This is a genomic window from Kribbella sp. CA-253562 (assembly GCF_050942265.1).
GTDB lineage: Bacteria > Actinomycetota > Actinomycetes > Propionibacteriales > Kribbellaceae > Kribbella.
Map to the genome: position 1 here is coordinate 2,605,683 of NZ_CP192049.1, position 20,431 is coordinate 2,626,113.

25 protein-coding genes are annotated in these 20,431 nt (G+C 70.2%); 14 read left to right on the top strand and 11 right to left on the bottom strand.

Going from position 1 to position 20,431, the window contains the following annotated elements; genetic code table 11:
• Positions 1-120: 120 nt before the first annotated feature.
• Both ACQPXM_RS12520 and ACQPXM_RS12525 read right to left on the bottom strand, forming a co-directional pair.
• Positions 121-840 (bottom strand): DUF998 domain-containing protein, encoded by a 720-nt coding sequence (locus tag ACQPXM_RS12520; protein WP_432948006.1) that lies wholly within the window; start codon positions 838-840, stop codon positions 121-123.
• On the bottom strand, positions 837-1,886 hold the full coding sequence (locus ACQPXM_RS12525) for an aldo/keto reductase (protein WP_432948008.1): 1,050 nt from the start codon (positions 1,884-1,886) through the stop codon (positions 837-839). Before ACQPXM_RS12525 ends, ACQPXM_RS12520 begins: the two co-directional genes overlap by 4 nt.
• Before the next feature lie 77 nt (positions 1,887-1,963).
• Here ACQPXM_RS12525 and ACQPXM_RS12530 point away from each other — a divergent pair, with 77 nt between their 5' ends.
• Positions 1,964-2,506, top strand: a complete 543-nt coding sequence (locus ACQPXM_RS12530) for a TetR/AcrR family transcriptional regulator (protein ID WP_432948010.1) — start codon at positions 1,964-1,966, stop codon at positions 2,504-2,506.
• A gap of 177 nt (positions 2,507-2,683) precedes the next feature.
• On the opposite strand, the gene ACQPXM_RS12535 is transcribed toward ACQPXM_RS12530, so the two are convergent.
• The 4 genes from ACQPXM_RS12535 to ACQPXM_RS12550 are packed head-to-tail and all read right to left on the bottom strand — an operon-like array spanning position 2,684 to position 6,111.
• The gene (locus ACQPXM_RS12535) at positions 2,684-3,403 is read right to left on the bottom strand and encodes an ABC transporter permease (protein WP_432948012.1); all 720 of its coding nucleotides are present in this window, start codon (positions 3,401-3,403) and stop codon (positions 2,684-2,686) included.
• Positions 3,403-4,317, bottom strand: a complete 915-nt coding sequence (locus tag ACQPXM_RS12540) for an ABC transporter ATP-binding protein (RefSeq protein ID WP_432948014.1) — start codon at positions 4,315-4,317, stop codon at positions 3,403-3,405. Before ACQPXM_RS12540 ends, ACQPXM_RS12535 begins: the two co-directional genes overlap by 1 nt.
• The gene (locus ACQPXM_RS12545; RefSeq protein ID WP_432948016.1) at positions 4,314-5,219 is read right to left on the bottom strand and encodes an ABC transporter permease subunit; all 906 of its coding nucleotides are present in this window, start codon (positions 5,217-5,219) and stop codon (positions 4,314-4,316) included. Before ACQPXM_RS12545 ends, ACQPXM_RS12540 begins: the two co-directional genes overlap by 4 nt.
• Entirely contained in the window at positions 5,212-6,111 is a 900-nt protein-coding gene (locus ACQPXM_RS12550) for an ABC transporter ATP-binding protein (RefSeq protein ID WP_077012944.1), read from the bottom strand. Before ACQPXM_RS12550 ends, ACQPXM_RS12545 begins: the two co-directional genes overlap by 8 nt.
• Before the next feature lie 104 nt (positions 6,112-6,215).
• On the opposite strand from ACQPXM_RS12550, the gene ACQPXM_RS12555 reads away from it, so the two are divergent.
• Together ACQPXM_RS12555 and ACQPXM_RS12560 are read left to right on the top strand one after the other, a co-directional pair.
• Positions 6,216-7,109 carry a GNAT family N-acetyltransferase gene (locus tag ACQPXM_RS12555; protein WP_432948018.1) on the top strand — a complete coding sequence of 298 codons (894 nt, stop codon included), beginning with the start codon at positions 6,216-6,218 and terminating at the stop codon, positions 7,107-7,109.
• Positions 7,110-7,238: 129 nt separating this feature from the next.
• Positions 7,239-8,126, top strand: coding sequence for a GNAT family N-acetyltransferase (locus ACQPXM_RS12560; protein WP_432948020.1), 888 nt, complete (start codon positions 7,239-7,241; stop codon positions 8,124-8,126).
• A gap of 3 nt (positions 8,127-8,129) precedes the next feature.
• On the opposite strand, the gene ACQPXM_RS12565 is transcribed toward ACQPXM_RS12560, so the two are convergent.
• Positions 8,130-8,585: a MaoC family dehydratase gene (locus ACQPXM_RS12565; RefSeq protein ID WP_432948022.1), complete on the bottom strand. Its 456-nt coding sequence runs from the start codon at positions 8,583-8,585 to the stop codon at positions 8,130-8,132.
• A 15-nt stretch (positions 8,586-8,600) separates the two neighbouring features.
• Positions 8,601-9,359, bottom strand: coding sequence for a 3-oxoacyl-ACP reductase FabG (gene fabG, locus ACQPXM_RS12570; RefSeq protein WP_432948024.1), 759 nt, complete (start codon positions 9,357-9,359; stop codon positions 8,601-8,603).
• 100 nt (positions 9,360-9,459) lie between these two features.
• Here fabG and ACQPXM_RS12575 point away from each other — a divergent pair, with 100 nt between their 5' ends.
• From ACQPXM_RS12575 to ACQPXM_RS12590, 4 genes are all read left to right on the top strand, one after another.
• A complete protein-coding gene (locus tag ACQPXM_RS12575) occupies positions 9,460-9,882 on the top strand; it encodes an acyl-CoA thioesterase (protein ID WP_432948026.1) in 423 nt (140 codons plus the stop codon).
• Between the two features lie 118 nt (positions 9,883-10,000).
• A complete protein-coding gene (locus ACQPXM_RS12580) occupies positions 10,001-10,417 on the top strand; it encodes an acyl-CoA thioesterase (RefSeq protein WP_432948028.1) in 417 nt (138 codons plus the stop codon).
• Positions 10,418-10,431: 14 nt separating this feature from the next.
• Positions 10,432-10,851: a globin gene (locus ACQPXM_RS12585; protein WP_432948029.1), complete on the top strand. Its 420-nt coding sequence runs from the start codon at positions 10,432-10,434 to the stop codon at positions 10,849-10,851.
• Positions 10,852-10,879: 28 nt separating this feature from the next.
• Positions 10,880-11,308, top strand: coding sequence for an OsmC family protein (locus tag ACQPXM_RS12590; RefSeq protein WP_432948031.1), 429 nt, complete (start codon positions 10,880-10,882; stop codon positions 11,306-11,308).
• Positions 11,309-11,376: 68 nt separating this feature from the next.
• On the opposite strand, the gene ACQPXM_RS12595 is transcribed toward ACQPXM_RS12590, so the two are convergent.
• Entirely contained in the window at positions 11,377-12,222 is an 846-nt protein-coding gene (locus tag ACQPXM_RS12595) for a mechanosensitive ion channel family protein (protein ID WP_432948033.1), read from the bottom strand.
• Positions 12,223-12,289: 67 nt separating this feature from the next.
• On the opposite strand from ACQPXM_RS12595, the gene ACQPXM_RS12600 reads away from it, so the two are divergent.
• From ACQPXM_RS12600 to ACQPXM_RS12630, 7 genes are all read left to right on the top strand, one after another.
• Positions 12,290-13,309, top strand: coding sequence for a hypothetical protein (locus tag ACQPXM_RS12600; RefSeq protein ID WP_432948035.1), 1,020 nt, complete (start codon positions 12,290-12,292; stop codon positions 13,307-13,309).
• Positions 13,306-14,247 (top strand): FAD-dependent oxidoreductase, encoded by a 942-nt coding sequence (locus ACQPXM_RS12605; protein ID WP_432948037.1) that lies wholly within the window; start codon positions 13,306-13,308, stop codon positions 14,245-14,247. Before ACQPXM_RS12600 ends, ACQPXM_RS12605 begins: the two co-directional genes overlap by 4 nt.
• A gap of 79 nt (positions 14,248-14,326) precedes the next feature.
• Positions 14,327-16,441: a 4-alpha-glucanotransferase gene (gene malQ, locus ACQPXM_RS12610; RefSeq protein ID WP_432948039.1), complete on the top strand. Its 2,115-nt coding sequence runs from the start codon at positions 14,327-14,329 to the stop codon at positions 16,439-16,441.
• A 102-nt stretch (positions 16,442-16,543) separates the two neighbouring features.
• Positions 16,544-17,137: a lytic polysaccharide monooxygenase auxiliary activity family 9 protein gene (locus ACQPXM_RS12615; protein ID WP_432948041.1), complete on the top strand. Its 594-nt coding sequence runs from the start codon at positions 16,544-16,546 to the stop codon at positions 17,135-17,137.
• Between the two features lie 98 nt (positions 17,138-17,235).
• The gene (ctaJ, locus tag ACQPXM_RS12620) at positions 17,236-17,517 is read left to right on the top strand and encodes an aa3-type cytochrome oxidase subunit CtaJ (protein ID WP_432948043.1); all 282 of its coding nucleotides are present in this window, start codon (positions 17,236-17,238) and stop codon (positions 17,515-17,517) included.
• Positions 17,504-17,902 carry a DUF5130 family protein gene (locus ACQPXM_RS12625; RefSeq protein WP_432948045.1) on the top strand — a complete coding sequence of 133 codons (399 nt, stop codon included), beginning with the start codon at positions 17,504-17,506 and terminating at the stop codon, positions 17,900-17,902. The genes ctaJ and ACQPXM_RS12625 overlap by 14 nt, the downstream gene beginning before the upstream one ends.
• 40 nt (positions 17,903-17,942) lie before the next feature.
• The gene (locus ACQPXM_RS12630; RefSeq protein ID WP_432948047.1) at positions 17,943-18,551 is read left to right on the top strand and encodes a GNAT family N-acetyltransferase; all 609 of its coding nucleotides are present in this window, start codon (positions 17,943-17,945) and stop codon (positions 18,549-18,551) included.
• Here the strand turns inward: ACQPXM_RS12630 and ACQPXM_RS12635 are convergent.
• Both ACQPXM_RS12635 and ACQPXM_RS12640 read right to left on the bottom strand, forming a co-directional pair.
• The gene (locus ACQPXM_RS12635; RefSeq protein WP_432948049.1) at positions 18,527-19,558 is read right to left on the bottom strand and encodes a hypothetical protein; all 1,032 of its coding nucleotides are present in this window, start codon (positions 19,556-19,558) and stop codon (positions 18,527-18,529) included. The two genes, ACQPXM_RS12630 and ACQPXM_RS12635, sit on opposite strands and share 25 nt — an antisense overlap.
• A 291-nt stretch (positions 19,559-19,849) precedes the next feature.
• Positions 19,850-20,380: a hypothetical protein gene (locus ACQPXM_RS12640; RefSeq protein WP_432948051.1), complete on the bottom strand. Its 531-nt coding sequence runs from the start codon at positions 20,378-20,380 to the stop codon at positions 19,850-19,852.
• Between the last annotated feature and the right edge of the window lie 51 nt (positions 20,381-20,431).

Sequence of the window (20,431 nt, forward strand, 5' to 3'; positions counted from 1 at the left end):
GGGTGGCCTGAGCGGGTCGGTGGACTGGTGCCCCCAGCAGTCGCTCTGGTGGCCCGGTGCCCGTTGGTTCTGGGTTGTAACACGACATCGCCGCCCGGCTTGTGGACCCAGCTGCTGGTCTCAGGTCGCCGCTCGGGCAGCGGTGGGCGCCAGGTGAGCGGGTGTTTCGCGCCGCCGGGCCGCGATCAGGCCGCTGCCGAGCAGCAGATGGCCGATCATGATCGGGTAGATCGCCGAGCGTTCGAACAGACCGATGTTCCACATCCAGCCCGAGAACACGTCGATCATGAACACCGCGAAACCGGCCAGGCCGGCGATGCCGAGCGTGGTGCTGGCGATGGAACGACCGCGGGTCAGGCCGATGCGAGAGCCGGCCAGGCCGACGGCGATGGCCATCACGTTGCCGGCGATCATCACGCCTTGTGCGCCGAAGGTGTGGAAGGCGATCAGGCCGTTGGCGACGTTCGCGTTCGAGCCTTGGAAGATGCCGACGAGTGACACGCCGACGGCGGCGATGGTGGCGAGGGCAACGATCACGATCGGGCGGCCGCCCTTGCGGAGGTCGAAGGTGAGGAACGCGCCTGCGATCAGGCTGGCGCCGTACAGGATCCAGCCGGTGTTCATGACCGCTCCAAGTGGGGAGTTGCCGACTTGCTCGAAGGCGACCTGGCTCGGACCGGTCAGGCCGAGGTGGCTGACCCAGTTGTAGAAGGGTGAATAGTGGGGGTTCTGCCAGGCCGCGGCAGTGATGAGCTCCGCGACCCAGGAGATCAGTGGACCGAGGAAGATGAGCAGCGCACCGGCGCGGGCCGACGTACCGGATCGGACGATGGTGCTCATCGCAATGCCATTCCGGGGACGCGCTGGCGGATGGCTTCCATCTCGGCTTCGTCGGAGATGCCTTGGAAGTCGTACCGCGGCGTGTAGGGAGCCTCCAGGGCTTTGACGTCGGTGTCGGTGAGCTCGACGTTCAGCGATGCGACGGCCTCGTCGATCTGCCGGATGGAGCCGGCTCCCACCAGCGGTGCGGTGACGACCGGCTGACGGCGTAGCCAGGCCAGGGCGATCTGGGCGCGGCTGACGCCGTGGCTGCGCGCGACGTCCCCGACCGCGTCGATGATCGCGCGGTTGGACGCCTCCTGCTCCGGCGAGTAGAGCATGTCGGCGAAAGCGCCGTCGGTCTCGGAGCGGGCGGTCGACTTGGCGTCGTCCCAGCCGCGGGCGAGGCGGCCCCGGGCCAGGGGCGACCAGACGATCGTGCCGATCCCCTCGTCCAGGCACAGCGGGATCATCTCCCGTTCCTCCTCGCGAGCGAGCAGGTTGTAGTGGTCCTGCATCGACACGAACCGGCTCCAGCCGTTCTGCTTCTGCAGGTGCAGCGCCTTCGCGAACTCCCAGGCGTGCATCGACGACGCGCCGAGGTAGCGCACCTTCCCGATCTTCACCAGGTCGCTGAGCGCCTCGAGAGTTTCCTCCCATGGCGTCGAGTGGTCGTTGCGATGAATCTGGTACAGGTCGATGTAGTCGGTCCCGAGCCGGCGCAGCGAGTGGTCGACTTCGGTCATGATCGCCTTGCGCGACAGGCCGCGGCCGTTCGGTCCGGTGCGCATCGGGTGCCGGAGCTTGGTCGCGATCACCACGGTGTCGCGGTCGGCGAAGTCCTTGAGCGCGCGGCCGAGAATCTCCTCGCTGGACCCGTTGGAGTACAGGTTCGCGGTGTCGAAGAAGTTGATGCCGGCCTCCAGCGCGTGCTGGATCAGCGGCCGGGCGTCGTCCTCGCTCTTGGACCAGACGGGATGCCCGCGGTCGGGCTCCCCGTAGGTCATCGCGCCGATGGCGATCGGTGACACGTCCAGGCCGGTCGTGCCGAGCTTGATGTACTGCATGATGCTCCTCTAAGCTATGCGGAGAGTTCTCCAGATACGTTAGTGGAGAGTTCTCCACTTAACAAGAGGAGATTTCTGTGGTCCGTTCAGACGCCCGTGAGAACCGGGCCCGCATCCTCGCGGCCGCCCGTGCGGCCTTCACCGAGGACGGCGCGACGTCGCTGAACCAGGTCGCCCAGCGTGCCGGTGTCGGCCCTGGCACGCTGTACCGCAACTTCCCTACACGGGAGGCGCTGGTGCTGGCCGTCTACCAGGACGAGGTCGAACGGATCACCGCAACCGTGCCGGGACTGCTGGCCGAGCTGCCGCCCCTCGAGGCGCTCCGGGTGTGGACCCTCGATTTGGTGGCTGCCATGCGGAAGAAGCACGGCCTCGGTGACGCTCTCAGTCCGACCGCGCACCAGGCGATCACCGAGCAGACGTACGGGCCGGTCGTCGCCGCGATCACAGAGCTACTCGAGGCAGGCAAGCAGGACGGCAGCATCCGGGCCGACGCCGATGCCGGCGACTTCCTTCAGTTGACCGGCGCACTGTGGCGCGCCGCTTCCAGCCCGGTGGACCGGGCGCCGCACATGCTGGCGCTGATCCTCGACGGGCTGCGCACGCAGTCGGCGCGGTGAGGGCTGGGGTGGGGATGGTCGGAGTCGCGCGTCGGCTCGGCGCTTGAAGCCCGCGGCAGCACGCGCGCGTTTGGCGCGGTAGCGCGCACGAAGCGGGCGCCAGCACGCGCCCATGAAGGGGGTGGGTGGGAGCAGGCACCGTGCGAGCGCCAGCGAGCGGAGGCGCCCGCGTGGAGATTACTCGGCGGTCGAGAGCACGAGCGAGCGGAGTTTGGCGACGGCCAGGGTCAGCCCGCCGACCGTGACCACCACGAGGAGGATCGTGGCGATCGGGAGCTCGACCGCGGACTCCACCCGCGGGGCGTCGGTGAGCTTGCTGATCAACGCGAGCGACCACTGCTGGACCGACAGCACCTTCGCGCCGTCGACGTACTGGCCCATCACGCTTTCCCAGAGCAGGGAGTAGATCAGGCCGACCGTGACCGCGTTGCCGGAGACGACCGAGAGGGCGGTGAAGATCGCGACGTACGCGATGCCGGCGACCAGGGAACCGATGCCGAAGGCAACTGCTGTCTGGACGTCTCCGGGGTCGAGCACGATGCCGGCCAGCAGGATCGGGAGGGCGCCGAGCAGCAGGACGACGCCGATCGCGACGACGGCTTTGGTGAGCACGATCGTCGAGCGTTTGATCGGCTTGCTGAGCAGGTAGACGATCGAGCCGTCGTCGATCTCGGAGGCGATCGCGCCGGTGCCGGCGACCAGGGCGACCAGCGGCAGGATGACCGCGAGCCCGAGTTGCTGCAGCAGGGCGGCTTGCAGGCCGGACTTGTCGTCGACGGTCAGCGCGAGCAGCACGCTGAGCGCGACGAAGACGCCGGGCAGGACGTAGAGCAGCAGACCGCGGCGGTGGCCGAAGAGCGTGGCCAGGGTGAGCCGGGCGATCGTGCGGGGGACCATCAACGCCTCCCGACGAGGTAGGAGAACACGCTCTCGAGCGACTCGTCGGTCGGCGAGACCTCGAGCAGCCGGATGCCGAGGTCCCGGGCGAGCGTGGGGACGAGCCGGCTGAAGCGTTCGAAGTCGACCACGCGGACCTGCAGGGCCGCGGCGTCGAGGTCGGCGCCGGTTGTCGACGGGTCGCCGATCAGCGCGGCGGCCAGCCGGCGGTTGTCGCTGGAGCGCAGCCGGTACAGCATCGGGCGGTCGGTCATCAGTGTGCGGATCGCGCGATAGTCGCCGGAGGCCGCGTGCCGCCCGGACACCACCACCTCGATATGGGTGGCGACCTGCTGAACCTCCTCCAGGATGTGCGAGCTGAACAACACCGTGCGGCCGTCGCTGCCCATCTTGCGCAGCAGCTCCATCAGGTGCAGCCGTTGCCGCGGGTCCATGCCGTTGAAGGGTTCGTCGAGCAGCAGCACCGACGGCTCGTGCACGAGCGCGGCGGCCATCTTGATCCGCTGCTTCATGCCCTTCGAGTACGTCGCGATCCGGCGCCCGGCCGCGTCCTCCATCGCCACGGTCGCGATCGCCGCGGCCGCGGCGGCGCCGGGCTGCGACAGACCGTGCAGCTCGGCGTTCGCCCGGACGAAGTCGCCCCCGGTCAGCGTGTCGTAGACCGCCTCGGTCTCCGGCACGAGGCCGATCTGCGAGTAGGCCTGCTCGTTGCGCCACACCGGTACGCCGTCCAGCGTGACGGCACCGACCGACGGCGGCAGGAAGCCCGCCATCATCGTGATCAGCGTGGACTTGCCGGCGCCGTTCGGGCCGAGCAGGCCGGTGACGCCCGGGCCGATCGTCATCGTCACGTCGTTGACCGCGACGACATTGCCGTACCAGCGGGAGACCTTGTCGATCTGGATCACGCTCACCCGTGGGCCACCTTCGCGTACCGGCGGTTCAGGCCCCAGACGCACAGCCCGACGACCGCCAGATAGACCCCGAGGAACACGAGTCCCTGCGTGGTGGTCGGCATCCAGCCGTCGCTGTCGTCGCGGAACAGCCACGTGCCGAGCGTGCGGGACAGCGTGAACGGCGAACCCAGGTTGGCGAATCGGGCCGCCGTGCTGTTCATGGTCTGGTCGGGGTCGAGGATCGCGGTGGTGGTGATGGTCGCGGTGAACGACACGATCAGCACGGTGATGATCGCCGCGACGGCGAAGCCCCGGCGCGGGGTCGCGGCGGCGATCAGTCCGCCGATCGACGCGAGCAGGATGGACAGCAGCAGCCCGCCCGCCAGACCGGTGGCGAACTCGCGCGTCATGTCGGTGAAGTCGAACTTCGCGAGCAGCGCCCCGACGTACAGGATGAACAGCGGGATGCCGATCAGGATCAGCAGCGCGATCACCAGGGCGCCGAGCTTGGCCAGCGCATAGTCCGTACGCCGGGGAGGCCGGGCCAGGTACAGCACGATCGAGCCGTAGCGCAGGTCGCGGGAGAACAGTTGCGGCGCCTGCGAGGCGAGGTAGAGCGCGATCACCGGCTGCAGGAAGAAGACGTAGTGGGCCGGGATGATCGGCGGGCTGTCGAGCTTCATCGCGACCTCGATGCCGACGATGATCGCGACCGGGACCACCATCACCGCGAGCAGCAGGATCGGCATCACCTTGGACTTGCCGGACCGGCCGAGCCCGTACGCGTGCCGGACGCTGGCGACCAGCAGGGCCTGCGTGATCGCGAACCGGCCGAGTCGCGGGCCCTCGTAGTGCCGGTAGCCGATGTCGTGAATGACGCCGGTCCGCGGAGGTTGCTGTGGCGCGAACTGCTCAGACACTGAAGACCTCTTCCAGCCGATGCCGGTGCGGTTCGACCCGGACCAGACCCAGCCCGAGCTCGGCGACGGTGTCACGAACCAGGTCGTACGTCGCGTCGCCGGTGATCTCCACCAGCACCAACGGCCCTTCGGCCCGGGCCCGCGCACCCGCGTGCGCCAGTGCGGCCCCGAGCCGGTCACGGCCGCTCAGGTCGCGCACCTCCACAGCCAGTACGCCGGTCTCGCCGGTCAGCGCGGCCTTCGACTCCGAGCGGAGCAGGCGGCCGCCGTCCAGCACGACGATGTGGTCGCACACGGACTCCAGCTCGCCGAGCAGGTGCGACGTGATCAGGACCGGGATGCCGAACTCGGTGCCGATCCGCCGGACCAGCGCGAGCATCTCGTCACGGCCGGCCGGGTCGAGGCCGTTGGTCGGTTCGTCCAGCAGGACGAGCTTCGGGTCGTGGGTCAGCGCCTGCGCGAGCTTGACCCGCTGCTTCATGCCGGTCGAGTAGCCGCCCATCGGGCGGTAGCGGGCCTCGTCCAGTCCGACGTGCCGCAGGACGTCGGCCGCGCGTTCGCGAGCCGCGGTCGCCGGCAGCCCGGACATCTGGCCGAGGTGGACGACGAACTCGGTCGCGGAGACGTCGGGCGGCAGGCAGTCGTGCTCGGGCATGTAGCCGACCAGCGCCCGGACCGCCTCGCCACCGGTGACCACGTCGTGTCCCAGCACGATGGCACTTCCGGCGGTCGGGGCGATCAGTCCGAGCAGGATCTTCAGCAGGGTCGACTTGCCGGCACCATTGGCTCCGACCAGTCCGGTCACGCCGGACCCCACCTCGACGGTCAGCTCGTCCAGTGCCGTCACACGGGGGTAGCGCTTGGTCAGCGCAGTGGTCGCGATCACAGGCACCCGCCAACCCTAGTGGTTGACGGGCTCGCCGCAGAATCGCAGCCGTTGCGGTCGCGTCCCAAAATCGTTGGCCGGTCGATGGGTGGGCTGGCTACGGTTCGCGAATGGACATCAGACCGGCCGTGCCCGCTGACGCCGAGGCGATTTCGGCGGTGCGCTGGGACGTCTACCCGTACTCCGTGATGTCGCCCGCGACCGTCCGGCACGACCTCGAAACCGTGGTGGACGAGCAGCGTGCGCTCAAGCTGGTCGCGCAGGCCGACGGCCGCGTGGTGGCGTTCGGCGCGACCGGACTCAACACCTGGACGAGTGAACCGGGGCAGGCCTGGCTGACGGTGTACGTGCATCCGGACCATCGGCTGCGCGGCATCGGCGCGGCGCTGGTCGATCGGCTGCACGAGCATCTCGCCGGCATCGACGCTGTTCGGGTCCGGACCTTCGCCACTCAGGCCGGAGTCGATTTCGCCAAGCGGCGTGGGTACGACGGCTCGCGGCAGCTGCACTACGCCGGGATCGATCTGCGGCAGCCGTTGCCCGAGCAGCCGCCCACGCCGGAGGGCATCCAGTTGGTCGGCCTCGACCAGGTGACCGCGCGGCAGGCCTACGAGGCCGACGCGATCGCGAGCCGGGACGAGCCGGGCGACTCGCCGATCGACGCCGTCGACTTCGACGAGTGGGTGCGGGAGATCTGGCAGGCGCCCGGGCTGAACAAGGCGCTCTCGGTCGCGGCGATGGCCGGCGACGAGATGGTGTCGTTCCACGCGGTCGAGACGGCGGGGGACCGGGCCTGGGCGGGCATGACCGGCACGCTGCCGGCGTACCGGGGGCGGGGGCTGGCGAAGCTGGTGAAGTCGGTCGCGCTGCGGCGTGCGGCGGCCGCCGGGATCACCGGGGCGTTCACCTCGAACGACGACGAGAACGGTCCGATGCTTGCCGTGAACAACTGGCTCGGCTACCGCCGGGTGGAGACCCAGACGGGGCTGCTTCGCCCGCTGTGACGCTCATGCGGCCGGGTACCGGCGGGATCGTTCACGCAGCGAAGTTTGCCCGGCTGTTTACACCGGTCCAGTCCTGATCGACCCGGTGCAGGCGATATCTTCCGCAGTACTTCGGTGGAAGGAGTTCCGATGGAGATCAGGCCACCTGTGCCCGCCGACGCCGAGTCGGCGCTGGTGCTGCACGATCTCGTCGCGCCGTTCCTCGCGATCACCGGAGGCGGACTTCGCCGCCGCCTGGCCGGCGGGCAGTCCGGGCCCGGCGGTGCGGTCCTCGCCGCGGTCGGGGACGGGCAGGTGATCGGCTGGCTGACGACGGCCCTGATCTCCGGCTCGGACCCGCTGGACGGGCAGCTACGGCTGATGGTGCACCCGGACCACCGGCGGCACGGGGTCGGCACCCGGCTGCTGGAGCTCGCGCATGAGCGGTTGAAGGAGGCCGGCGCGGTGAGCGCGCGAGTGTTCGCGGAGCCGGCAGCGGTCGAGTGGGCGGCGCGCTGGGGTTATCGCGAGACCCGGCGGGTCCACTACGTGAGCATGGCGCCCGCCGACGCGCCGGCGCTGCCGCCGGTACCGGACGGGATGCGGCTGGTGCCGCTGAACGAACTCGATCCCCGGCAGCTGTACGACGCGGAGCAGATCGCGCAGCGCACCAAGCCGGGCGACGCGAAGATCGTCGGCCAGCCGTACGAGACCTGGCTCGAGTCGGTCTGGAACTCACCCGGGCTCGTGCTCGACCTGAGCATGGCGCTGGTCGACGGCGACCGCGTCGCCGGTTTCACTCTCGGCAACGGCGACCACGAGAAGATCTGGACCCAGATGACCGCGACCCTGCCGGAGTACCGTGGCCGCGGCGTCGCCAAGCTGGTGAAGTGCGCGGCGCTGCACCGGGCCGCCGAAGCCGGCGTCGTGCGCATGTACACCGCGAACTACGACGGCAACGCCCCGATGATCGCGGTCAACGAGTGGCTCGGCTACCAGCGCACCGCGACGCACGCCGTCCTGATCTGTCCGCTGTAGAGCTCAGGGGACCAGGAGGACGACGGTCTCCGCGACGCAGGCCGGCTTCGTGGAGTTCTCCAGCTCGATGACCCACTGCAGCGAGACCTGGATGCCGGCCGGAGTCTCCTGGGCGCCGGCGATCGACGCGCCCGCACGGACCCGGGAGCCGACCGGAACCGGCGTCGGGAAGCGGACCTTGTTGACGCCGTAGTTGAGCTTGGCGGTGACGCCCTCGACCGAGAAGAGCTCTTCGCCGAAGCGCGCGATCAGGCTGAGGGTGAGGTAGCCGTGCGCGATCGTTCCGCCGTACGGGCCGGTGGCGGCGCGCTCGACGTCGACGTGGATCCACTGGTGGTCACCGGTCGCCTCGGCGAACTGGTTCACCTGCTGCTGGGTGATCTCCAGCCACGCGGTCTCGCCGAGCTGGGTGCCGACCGCGCCGACGACGTCGTCGACTCCGGTGAAGGTGCGGGTCATCTCGCGTCTCCAGCCTCAGTTACGGGGTCCGCCGGCGACGTACAGCACCTGGCCGGAGACGAAGCCGGCCTCCTCGCTGCAGAAGAACGACGCGGCGGCGGCGATGTCCTCGGGCTTGCCGGTCCGGTTCACCGGGATGGTGGCGGCGGTGGCCTTCTTGAACTCCTCGAAGTCGACGCCGACCCGGGCCGCGGTGGCCGCGGTCATGTCGGTCTCGATGAAGCCCGGCGCGATCGCGTTCGCGGTGATGCCGAACTTGCCCAGCTCGATCGCCAGCGTCTTGGCCAGGCCCTGCAGGCCGGCCTTCGCCGAGGCGTAGTTTGCCTGGCCGCGGTTGCCCAGCGCCGACGTCGACGACAGGAACACCATCCGGCCGTAGCCGGCCTCGACCATGTGCGCCTGGCAGGCCTTCGACATCAGGAAGCTGCCGCGCAGGTGCACCGACATCACCGTGTCCCAGTCGTCCTCGGACATCTTGAACAGCAGGTTGTCGCGCAGGACGCCGGCGTTGTTGACCAGGATCGTCGGGGCGCCCAGCTCGGCCACCACCCGCTCGACCGCCGCGGTCACCTGGTCGGACTTGCTCACGTCGCAGCCGACCGCGAGGGCCTTGCCGCCCGCGGCGGTGATCGCGTCGACGGTGCCGGCGCAGGCCGACTCGTCCAGGTCGAGCACGGCGACCGCGTTCCCGTCGGCCGCGAGCCGCTGCGCCACGGCGGCGCCGATTCCCCGGGCCGCCCCGGTCACGATCGCCACCCGCTGCTGCTCGCTCATCGCACCTACTCCTGAGTTCTGCCTGAGTTCGGTCGGTTTCCGGGATGACATTACCCACGTTGCGCCGAACTGGCCGTGGTCCGGATGGGATGATCCTCGTGTGGATCATCACAACCGGCACGTCTACCACTGCCCGTTGCGCTGGGGGGACATGGATGCGCTCGGCCACGTGAACAACGGCCGGTACGTCGACTACCTGCAGGACGCCCGGGTCGACTTCCTGTTCCGGACCGCCAAGGAGCTCGGCGCCGACGACCTCGAGACCGGCCTGCTGGTCGCGCGGCACGAGGTGCACTACCGGGCACCGCTGCGGTTCCGCCCGGAACCGGTCCGGATCGAGTTGTGGATCTCCGAGATCAAGGCGGCGTCGTTCACCGTCGACTACGAGATCCTCGACGCCGAGCCGTACACGTCCTACGTCCAGGCGCGGACCCGGCTGGTCCCGTTCGACTTCGCCGCCAACCGGCTGCGGCGGATCACCCCGGTCGAACGCGAAGCTCTGTCCAAGTTGGTGGGCTCATGAGGCTGTGCTTTTTGCCTCGCCTCCGGCTCGGCGGGTCATGGGGCTTTGTCTCCCGCCCTTCCCTCGTCGCTCCGGTCGCTTCGCTCCCTCCACTCCTCAGTCCAGGGCGGGAGGCCCCATGACCTTCGTGCACCCCGTATTGGTCCGGTGGTCGGACATCGACTCGTACGACCATGTGAACAACGTGCGCTACTTCGACTACCTGCAGGAGGCACGGATCGCGTTCCTGGCCGAGGTGTTCGGGGTCGGTGCGGACGAGTTCTTCGGCCGGTCGCCGGTGGTGCTGGTCAGCCAGACCGTCGACTACCTGCGCCCGATCCTGCTGCGGCACCCGCCGTACGCCGTGGAGGTCTGGGTGTCCGCGATCGGTACCTCGTCGTACACGCTGCGGTCGCAGATCGTGGACGCCGCGGAGGGGCTGACCTACTGCAAGGCGACCTCCGTCCTGGTCGCCGTGACCGCGGACACGCACGCCAAACGGCCGCTCGACGAGACCGAACGGGCAGCCCTCGAGCGGCACGTTTCGGTGGCTTGAGACACTGAGTACCGATGAGTGAGTCACAGAGTTTCTACGACGCCGTCGGCGGGGCCGAGACGTTCCGCCGGCTGATCGCGGCGTTCTACCGCGGCGTCGCGGCCGACCCGGTCCTGCGCCCGATGTATCCGGAGGAGGACCTCGGCCCGGCCGAGGACCGGTTCCGGATGTTCCTCGAGCAGTACTGGGGCGGGCCGAAGACCTACTCCGAGCAGCGCGGGCACCCCCGGCTGCGGATGCGGCACAACCCGTTCGCCGTCACCCCGAGCGCGCGGGACCGCTGGCTCGGCCACATGCGGGCCGCCCTCGACGAGATCGCGCTGCCGCCGGATCGCGACGAGGAGATCTGGAAGTACATGGTGATGGCGGCGCACAGCATGGTGAACACCGACGAACCGCAGTACCCGGGCGCGATCGACGTGTCCGGCCGCTGATCGACTTCTCGAAGGAGAAACCACGAGCATGGCAACCACTCGCACCGCCAAGGCCCACTGGGAAGGCTCGCTGATGGAGGGCGCCGGCCAGGTCGCGCTCACCTCGTCCGGCATCGGCACCTACGACGTTTCGTGGGCCGCCCGGGCGAACGAGTCGAACGGCAAAACCAGCCCGGAGGAGCTCATCGCGGCGGCGCACTCCACCTGCTTCTCGATGGCGCTGTCGCACGCGCTGGCCGGCGCCGGCAACGCGCCGGAGTCGATCGACACCACCGCGGACGTCACCTTCCAGCCCGGCGAGGGCATCACCGGCATCGTGCTCTCGGTCAACGGCAAGGTGCCCGGCCTGACCGCCGAGCAGTTCGCCGAGTTCGCCGAGGACGCGAAGAAGAACTGCCCGGTCTCGCAGGCCCTGACCGGTACGACGATCACCTTGGACGTCACCTTCACCGCCTGAGTTTCCCAGTACGCCGAACGGCGCCGGCCCTTGTGGGGTCCGGCGCCGTTCGTTGTTCGGGATGAGTGTCAGTCGACCGGCACGTGACCACCGGCGGGGCGGGTGGGGGACGACTCGGAGGCGGCGGAAGCGGCGGCGGCGGAGGAGCCGGACGACGAGTTGGCCGGCTCGGCGGGGGCCTCGACCGGCTGGAGGCCGTCCTCCTTCTCGGCGGCCGAACCGACGCCGGTGGGACCGCCGGCGGGGTCGCGGTTGGTCATGTTGCCGATCCGCAGGACCTCGCCGTTGCGCACGTACCAGATCGTGCCGTCCTCGCCGCGCAGGCGGGTGACGCGCAGGCCGACGGCCTCGACGACGCCGGTGGCCTTCTCCATGTCGATCAGGTCGCCGACGCCGTACTGGTCCTCGAAGATCATGAAGATGCCGGCCAGGAAGTCCTTGACCAGCGTCTGCGCGCCGAAGCCGAGCGCGACACCGATGATGCTCGCCGACGCGACCACCGGCAGGATGTTGAAGCCGAGCTCGGCCAGCACCATCACGACCGTGACGGCGGTCAGTACGATCGTCACCGCGCTGCACAACAGCGACGCGATCGTTTCCGCGCGCTGGGTCCGGCGCTCGTTGGCCAGCGTGTTCTCGACGAAGCCCTGGCCGATCTTCGACTTGGCCAGGACGCCGGCCACGGCACCGTTGCCGGTCCGCCGGGCGAACCGCCGGATCGCCTTGTGCAGCAGCCAGCGCAGGGCGAAGAACGCCAGGATCAGCCCGGCGATCCTGGCCGGGACCATGACGATCTGGTCGGTCACTTCGAGCCGGCCGTCGTTGCCGCGGCGGAAGAACGTCGGGAACTGCTCCGGCAGGGAAAGCAGGGGGTGACTGAGCAGGGACACGGGGTGACTGAGCAGAATAGGCATCTCGCCGCCCTACTGTAGTGACACCGCCTGAGTTCACCGAACCACCCGCGAGGAGGAACGACGGTCTATGCCGAGCAGGCTGGATGACGAACTCAAGCGCCTGGTGAGTGCCGGAGTGCTGCGCCAGTACCAGGCTGACGCGCTCCGTGACGCGGCGGACGCGGACCGCGCTCGAGCGACCTCCAGCCCCGGTGCGCTTCCTGTGACGGAGCCCTCATCGGCCAAGGCCAAGCAAGAGGCCAAGGCCGTCCAGCCGCGCCCGGATCCGCCGCACAGCTCAGCGCTGATGGAGGTGCTCGGCTACATCGGTGGTGCCTTGCTGCTCGGTGCGGTTGCTCTGCTCACCGTGGCCAACTGGGGTGAAATGGGCCGCGCCGCCCGCATCACCACGGGTACCGGCGCCGCCGTCATCCTCCTGGCCGCCTCCGTCGTGCTCGCGCTGTTCCGTCGCCGGGAGCAGCTCAGCTCCGCGCTGGCCTCGCTCGGCTGCTGCGTCGCCGGTTTCGCCACCTACGTCGCGATCGAGGGCGAGGCGGGCCGGATCGCCGGTGTCGCCGTCGCGCTCGCACTCGCCGCGGTCGGAGTCTGGTGGTTGCGGGGATCCTCCTTGCTGGTGGCGATGTTCGGCATCCTCGCCGTCGGTGTGCTGGTGATCACCTCCGACGTCCTGACTCCGGACGACAGCGTGCACACCAACAGCGCGGGCATCGCCGGCACCGGGTTCATCCTGGTCGCCTTCGTTCTGGCCATGGTCGGACTGGTGCGCGACCAGGTCACGTCGTGGTCGCTGGCCGGCGCGGCGATGTTCAGCTCCTCCATCTGCTGGCTGATCCAGGACCGCGGCGAGGTGATGGCGCTCGCCGTCGGTACGGCGGGTCCGGCCGCGCTGCTGGTCGCCTACGGCCGAGTGCACGCGTCGGCGTACGCGGTGGTCGGCTGCGCGATCCTGCTGGTCATCTGGCCGACCGCGCTCTACCAGCTCACGGGCAACGTCGCCGGTGTGGCCATCGGCCTGGTGATCGCCAGCGCGGGCCTGCTGGTCGCCGTACTGGTGCTGTCTCGTCGTCAGCGCAGGACTCCCGCGTGAGAGTCGTGGTGCTCGGCGCAGGCATCAGCGGTCTGTCCACCGCGCTGGTGCTGCGTGAGCGCGGTGAGGACGTCGTCGTGGTGAGTGCCGACGCCACCGAGGCGACCACGTCCCACCTGGCGGCGGCGATCTGGTTTCCCACCTCGGCTGGCCCGGCCGACAAGGTCGCTGCCTGGGGCAGTACGACGTACGACGTGCTCGCGGCCGAGGCGGAGCGCGGCGTGCCCGGTGTTGTGATGCGGGAGTCGCTCGTGGTCTACCGCGACGAGCCCGGCCCGCAGCCGTGGACCGATGCGGTCGGTGAGGTGCGTGCAGCCCGACCTGACGAGCTCCCCGCCGGCTACTCCCATGGACTGCGCTTCGCCGTCCCCCTGGTCGAGATGCCCACCTACCTACCGCGGCTCCACCAGCGCTACCTCGACACCGGCGGCCAGCACGTCGTACGCCGGGTCGCCGCTCTCACCGACCTGCTCGACCTGGCCCCGGACGTGATCGTCAACTGCGCCGGTCTCGCCGCCGGGCAGCTGGTCGGCGATAGTACGACGTACCCGATCCGCGGCCAGATCGTCCGGGTGCGCAACCCCGGTCTCACCCTGTCCGTGCGCGACGAGCACCACCCGGGAGGCCGGGCCTACGTCCACCCGCGCACCGACGACTGCATCCTCGGCGGCACGCTGGACCAGGGCGTCTGGGACACCAGCGTGGACGACGCGACCACCGCCGCGATCGTGGCGCGCTGCGCGGACCTGGTCCCCGCACTGGCCGACGCGGAGGTCATCGAGGCTCTGGTGGGTCTGCGCCCGGGCCGGCCCGAGGTGCGGCTGGAGCGCGACGAGCAGCTCGTTCCCGGCGTACCGGTGGTGCACAACTACGGCCATGGCGGCAGCGGCATCACCCTCAGCTGGGGGTGCGCGCAGGAGGCGGCAGCACTCGTTTGACCTGCTGCAGCGCAGGTTTGTGCGCCACGCGGCGCGCTGCGTTCTGCTCAAGGGCCGCGGATACGGCAGACTCGCACGCGTGACTGCTCCTACTCCGGCCCTTGTCGAGCTAGCGGTCGCCCATGGCGTGGCGACGGAGTACTGGGACTGGCGGGGCAAACATGTGCAGGTCTCCCGTGAGGTCGTGTCGGCTGTGCTCGCCGCACTCGGTGTGGACGCGTCGACGCCGGCCAAGGCCGCCGATGCGCTCGCCGAGCACCAGCTGAACCGCTGGCGCCGCGTACTGCCTGCCACGGTGGTGATGCGCGAGGGCTGGACGCCCTGGTTCCCGGTGCACCTGCCGCACGGCTCCACCGTCGAGGTGTGGCTCGACCTGGAGGACGGCGGCCAGCGCCGCGACGTCCGGCAGCAGGAGAAGTGGGTCGAGCCGGAGTGGGTCGACGGCGTACAGATCGGCGAGGCGACGTTCCAGCTGCCGGGCGATCTGCCGCTCGGCTATCACCGGCTCTGCGCCCGGATCGGCGGCAGTCCGGAGGTCCACACCGGCACGGTGATCGTCACACCGCAGCGGCTCGAGCCGCAGAAGCTGGAGCGCACCTGGGGCTGGGTGCTGCAGCTCTACTCGGTCCGCTCGCGCCGGTCGTGGGGGATCGGTGACCTGCACGACCTGGCCGACCTCGCCGCCTGGTCGGCCGGAGACCTGGGCGCCGGGTTCGTGCTGATCAACCCGCTGCACGCCGCCGAGACGGCCGGCCGGATGGAGCCCTCGCCGTACCTGCCGGCCTCGCGGCGGTTCGCCAACCCGATCTACCTGCGGATCGAGGACATCGACGAGTACGGCGACCTCGCGCCGGCCGAGCGGGACCGCGTCCGCGTCCTGGGCCTGCAGAGCAGGGCGCTGAACGAGGACGCCGACGCGCTCGACCGGGACACCGTCTGGGCCGCGAAGCGCGAGGCTCTGCAGCTGCTGTTCGGCGTCCGGCCGTCGATCGGGCGGATCGCGGAGTACGGCAAGTACTGCGACCGCGAGGGCCAGGGCCTGATCGACTTCGCCACCTGGGCGGCGATCGCCGACGTGCACGGACCCGAGTGGAGCAAGTGGCCGGAGGACCTGCGCGACCCGGCGGCCCCGGCAGTTGTTGCCTTCCGCAACGACAACCCGGATGCGGTGGAGTTCCATTGCTGGCTGCAGTGGCAGCTCGACGAGCAACTCGCCCGGACCCAGGCCCGGGCGAAGAACGCCGGCATGCAGCTCGGTGTCGTGCACGACCTGGCTGTCGGCGTACACCCGGACGGCGCCGACGCGTGGGCGCTGCAGAACGTGCTCGCGGCCGGCATCCACGTCGGTGCTCCGCCGGACGCCTTCAACCAGCAGGGCCAGGACTGGTCCCAGCCGCCCTGGCGTCCCGACGCCCTGGCCGAGACCGGGTACGCCGCGTGGCGTGAGCTGGTCCGAGCCCAGCTGCGGCACGCCGGCGGTCTGCGGATCGACCACATCCTCGGCATGTTCCGGCTCTGGTGGGTGACCTCGGAGGAGAGCCCGACCGAGGGCACGTACGTGCGCTACGACCACGAAGCGCTGATCGGCATCCTCGTGCTGGAGGCCGCCCGGGCCGGTGTCGTCGTGGTGGGGGAGGACCTCGGCACGGTCGAGCCGTGGGTCCGCGACTACCTCACCGAGCGCGGTGTGCTCGGCACGTCGGTGCTCTGGTTCGAGCGGGACGCCGACGGCAAGCCGCTGGCGCCGGAGCTGTGGCGTGAGCTCTGCCTGGCCACGGTGACGACTCACGACCTGCCGCCGACGGCCGGCTACCTCGCGGGTGACCACGTGGAGCTGCGGGACCGGCTGGGCCTGCTGACTCGGCCGGTGGCCGAGGAGCTCGCCGTCGACGAGGCGGACCGGGACGCCTGGCTGGGCGCGCTGCGCGAGCGCCACCTGCTGTCCGGCCACGAGGGCGAGGTCGAGCGGATCGTCGAAGCGCTGCACCGGTACGTCGCGCACACGCCCGCCAAGCTGATCGGCGTCGCGCTGGCCGACGCGGTCGGCGAGCGCCGGACGCAGAACCAGCCGGGCACCACCGACGAGTACCCGAACTGGCGGGTCCCGCTGGGTGGGCCCGACGGGCTGCCGGTGCTGATCGAGGACCTGCCGAACAACACGCGCCTGCGACGGCTCATCGGCGTCCTGAGATAACTATCTGTCAGGAAGCGCTCACGAGCTGTTGACAATAAAATTGAAGACTTGCTATCTATTGTCCTTTCCGTACCGCCCCCTTGACGGAAAGGAAGTGTTCGCATGCGAACACGCAGAACAACCCTGGCCGGCATCGCGATCGGTGCGCTGGCACTGACCGGCGTCACCGCCGTCCCGACCGCCTACGGCCACGGCTACACCACGTCCCCGACCAGCCGGGCCAAGCACTGTGCGAACGGCACCGTCCAGAACTGCGGCCAGATCCAGTGGGAACCGCAGAGCACCGAAGGCCCCAAGGGCTTCCCGAACGCCGGTCCCGCGGACGGCAAGCTCTGCTCGGCGGGCATCGCCGGGTTCTCCCAGCTGGACGACCAGCGCGGTGGCGCCTGGCCGACGACCCAGCTCAACTCCGGCTCGTTCCACACGTTCAGCTGGACGCTGACCGCCGCCCACGCGACGACGGACTTCAAGTACTACATCACCAAGCAGGGCTGGAACCAGAACGCTCCGCTGACCCGCTCGGCGCTGGAGCTGACGCCGTTCCTGACCGTGCCGTTCAACGGTGCCCGGCCGGGCTTCCAGGTCTCCCACTCCGGCCAGCTGCCGAACCGGACCGGCCGGCACATGATCCTCGCCGTCTGGACCATCGCCGACACCGCGAACGCCTTCTACCAGTGCTCGGACGTCCGGTTCTGAGCCGGCACCGAACCAGGCACTCCTTGGAACCTTCCGCCCCGAGGTTCCAAGGAGTGCCGGTCGCCGCCACACGATCGTGATGGCCTAGGCTTCGGACCGTGATCTCTCTGCTCTCCGGCCACACCCTGCTGGTGTTCGTCGGCATCCCGGCGCTGGTCATCGCGGTGGTGACCCTGCTGGTCTTCGCGTCCTCGATCGCGCAGGGCCCGCGGTACCGTCCGGGACTGTCCTGGTGGGCCCCGCCGGTGTGGATCAACGGTCCGGTGGCGACCAAGCCGGACCCGGCCAACCTGCCCGAGCTCCCCGCCGGCAGCACCCCGTCCGCGACCGCCGCGCGTGGCGTCGCCCGTTCGACCGGAGGCGCAAGTGCCAGCTGGTGACGCTTTCACCCACGACCAACTGCTCGACATCGAGCGCGCGGTCCGGCACGCCGAGGCCGCCTCCGGCCTGCACTTCTCGGTGTACGTCGGCGGGGCCGACTCCGAGACCCGGCCGTTCGCGATCGAGCTGCTGAACGAGCTGCCCGACCCCGACCGCAGCGTGCTGGTGTACGTCGACCCGGCCGGCCGCCGGCTGGAGATCGTCACCGGCGCGACCGCCAAGCGGCAGCTGTCGGACCACTCGGCCGGACTGGCCGCGCTGGCCATGCAGACGTCGTTCGCCGCGGGCGACCTGACCGGCGGTCTGGTCACCGGTGTCCAGCAGCTCGGCGACCACGCGCACCAGGCGCCGCTGCTGCACGCGAACGAGCCGCACCAGCAGTAACCGACCTGCGGCCGAGAGGGCGGTCGGGTAAAAAGACCCGGTGACCACCTCGAGCCTCAAACCGACCGACCTCCTGGCCGGTGAACTCCTGCTCCGGCCTTTCACGCTGTCCGACGAGCAGGCCGTCGCGGTCGCGCTCGCCGATCCGGACATCCTGCGCTGGACGGCCGGCAACGCCGTGATCCGGCTGCCGGCCGGTCAGCGCGCGATGGCCTGGCTGGAGCCGCGGGTCCGGGCCTGGACGCTCGGCAACGCGGTGTTCGCGGTCGCCGACCGCGAGTCCGGCGACCTGCTCGGCTCGGTGACGCTGCGGGACGTGCACCGCATCCCCGACCAGGCGCTGGCGGCGTACTGGGTGACGCCGGCGGCTCGCGGCCGGCGGGTGGGGGCGCGGGCGCTCGATGCGGCCAGCCGGTGGGCGTTCACTCCCCGGGCCGAGCATGGCCTCGGCCTGCACCGGATCTCGCTCGACCACGCGCTGGTCAACGAGGGGTCGTGCCGGGTCGCGACCGCCGCCGGGTTCCAGCTCGAAGGCGTCATGCGTGAGTACTACGTGGAGCCCTCCGGCCGGCGGCACGACTCGCACCTGCATGCCCGGCTCGCCACCGACCCGGGCCTGCGGGATCAGGGCCTGACGGCCGGCTCGTAGCTCGGACAGGCGTTGTTCGGGTGCACCTTCTGGACCTTCGCTGAGCTGCAGGCGTTCACGGCCGCCGCCGAGGACGTCGCCGGACCGAGGTAGACGATCCAGCTGTCGGTCATCGGATCACCGTCGGCGCCCGCGAGGCCGGGGTACTGGCCGCTGGCGAGCAATGCCCGCGCCGGTACGCCGGAGTTGATCAGCTTGCCCGCCAGGTTCTTCGCGAGCTGGTCGGCGGCCATGCCGGCGTCGGTCGGGTAGGTGTCGAGCACGACGATCCACTGACCGGCGCGGAACGTCGGCGACTCCGGTCCGGTGTTCGGCGTCGTCGAGGTGGTGGTCTTCGACGCCTCCGAGCTCGGAACGGCCGGTTTGCGGTCGTTCTTCGCCGTACTGGGTGCCGCCGGGGCCGGGTCGTTGCCCGGGGCGGCGGAGGGGACCACGGTGTCTCGGCCGGCGTCGGTGCCGCTGCCCGCTTCGGGAGACGGCGTGCCGTTGGTGAGCACGAACGCCAGCGTGCCGATCACCGCCGTGACGGCCACGACGGCGGCGCCGACCGCGGCGTGCGAGCGCTTCGGCCGGCCACCCTGGCTGCCGGTCCCGCGCCGGCCGTTGCGGCCGCCGCCGTGGTCACCGGATGAGCCGGTGGCGGTGGCAGGCGCGCGGTCCCGTGGCGCTGCGCTCCGGCGATCGCCGGCGGAGCTGGTCCGGGTGTCCCGCTGCGTCCGCGAGCCACGCGCGCTGTGGGCACCGTCGGTCGGCGGGTAGTAGGCGTAGTCGTGCGGAAGCTGCTCCACCCCGTACGACGTCGCGTGCGCCGCGGCGACGTGCCGGGAGGGCTCGGTGTCGATCAGCTCGTCGAACGGCGCCGGAGCGATCCGGTCGGTCGGCAGCTGGGGCCGCGCCGGTTCGGCGGCCGGTGCGGGCGCGAACGACGCCCCCGCGGCGGCGGCCAGGTCGGCAGCCGGACCCGACCAGAGGTCGGTGGGCGGATTCCGGTGGTCCAGAGATGTCACGGCAAAGGTCCTCCCCAAGTTCCTTCCCGTCGGATTTCCGGATCAGCTTAAGCCTGACCGACCGGTAAATGAGTACTTCTCATATGCCAGAAATCCCCTTTCTGGAGAGGCGATCGCGGTCCGGAACCGATTCCTGACCGGCTGATGACAATCAATCGTTTGATGATTGCGGACAGCGCACGCGCCACCACTGTGCGAATTCAAGGGCAGTGGGTGGCGTTGACTTCCACCGGCAGGCCGATGGAACTTCATTCACCGGTTCGGGAGATATCCGGTGCCGGCCGCGACTTCCTAGGTGCCGGACGGGATGCCGTCGAGCTTGGGTGCCGGGCGGGTGTCGAGCGCGTCGTCGAGCCAGCTCTCGACGTCCACCTCGGCGTTCAGGATGTGATGCACGTACGACGACCGCTCGTGGCTGAGGACCTCCAGCTCCCACACCGACGGTGCGACGCCGGTCGGGGCCGGGCGCAGGTCGTCGACCTCCAGGCCGCTGAACAGGCTGAGCCGGGACTGGAAGTCCTTCGCCCAGCTCTGCACGACCAGGGAGACGCCGTCGTCGCCGAGGTGCAGCACGACGACGCCGAGCCCGAGCGCACCCATCGCGTCGTCGAACTCGAGCTGCCGGGCCGCGGTGACCCGGGCCGACGCGACCATCTCGTCGTCCCAGGAGCGGCCGCGCGCGGTAACGACGTACGGCTTGACCAGGCGGTGCGGGAACCGCCAGGGCATCAGTGGGGTGACCGGCCGGGGGCGGTACGCCTCGGCCAGACCGGTCAGGGCAACTGCAGCTGCACCAGCAAGGGCGGGATCAGGGGAAGCCACCGGCCTAGTCTGCTGCATCCCCCCGCCCCATGCCATTTCGCCGGTTAACCC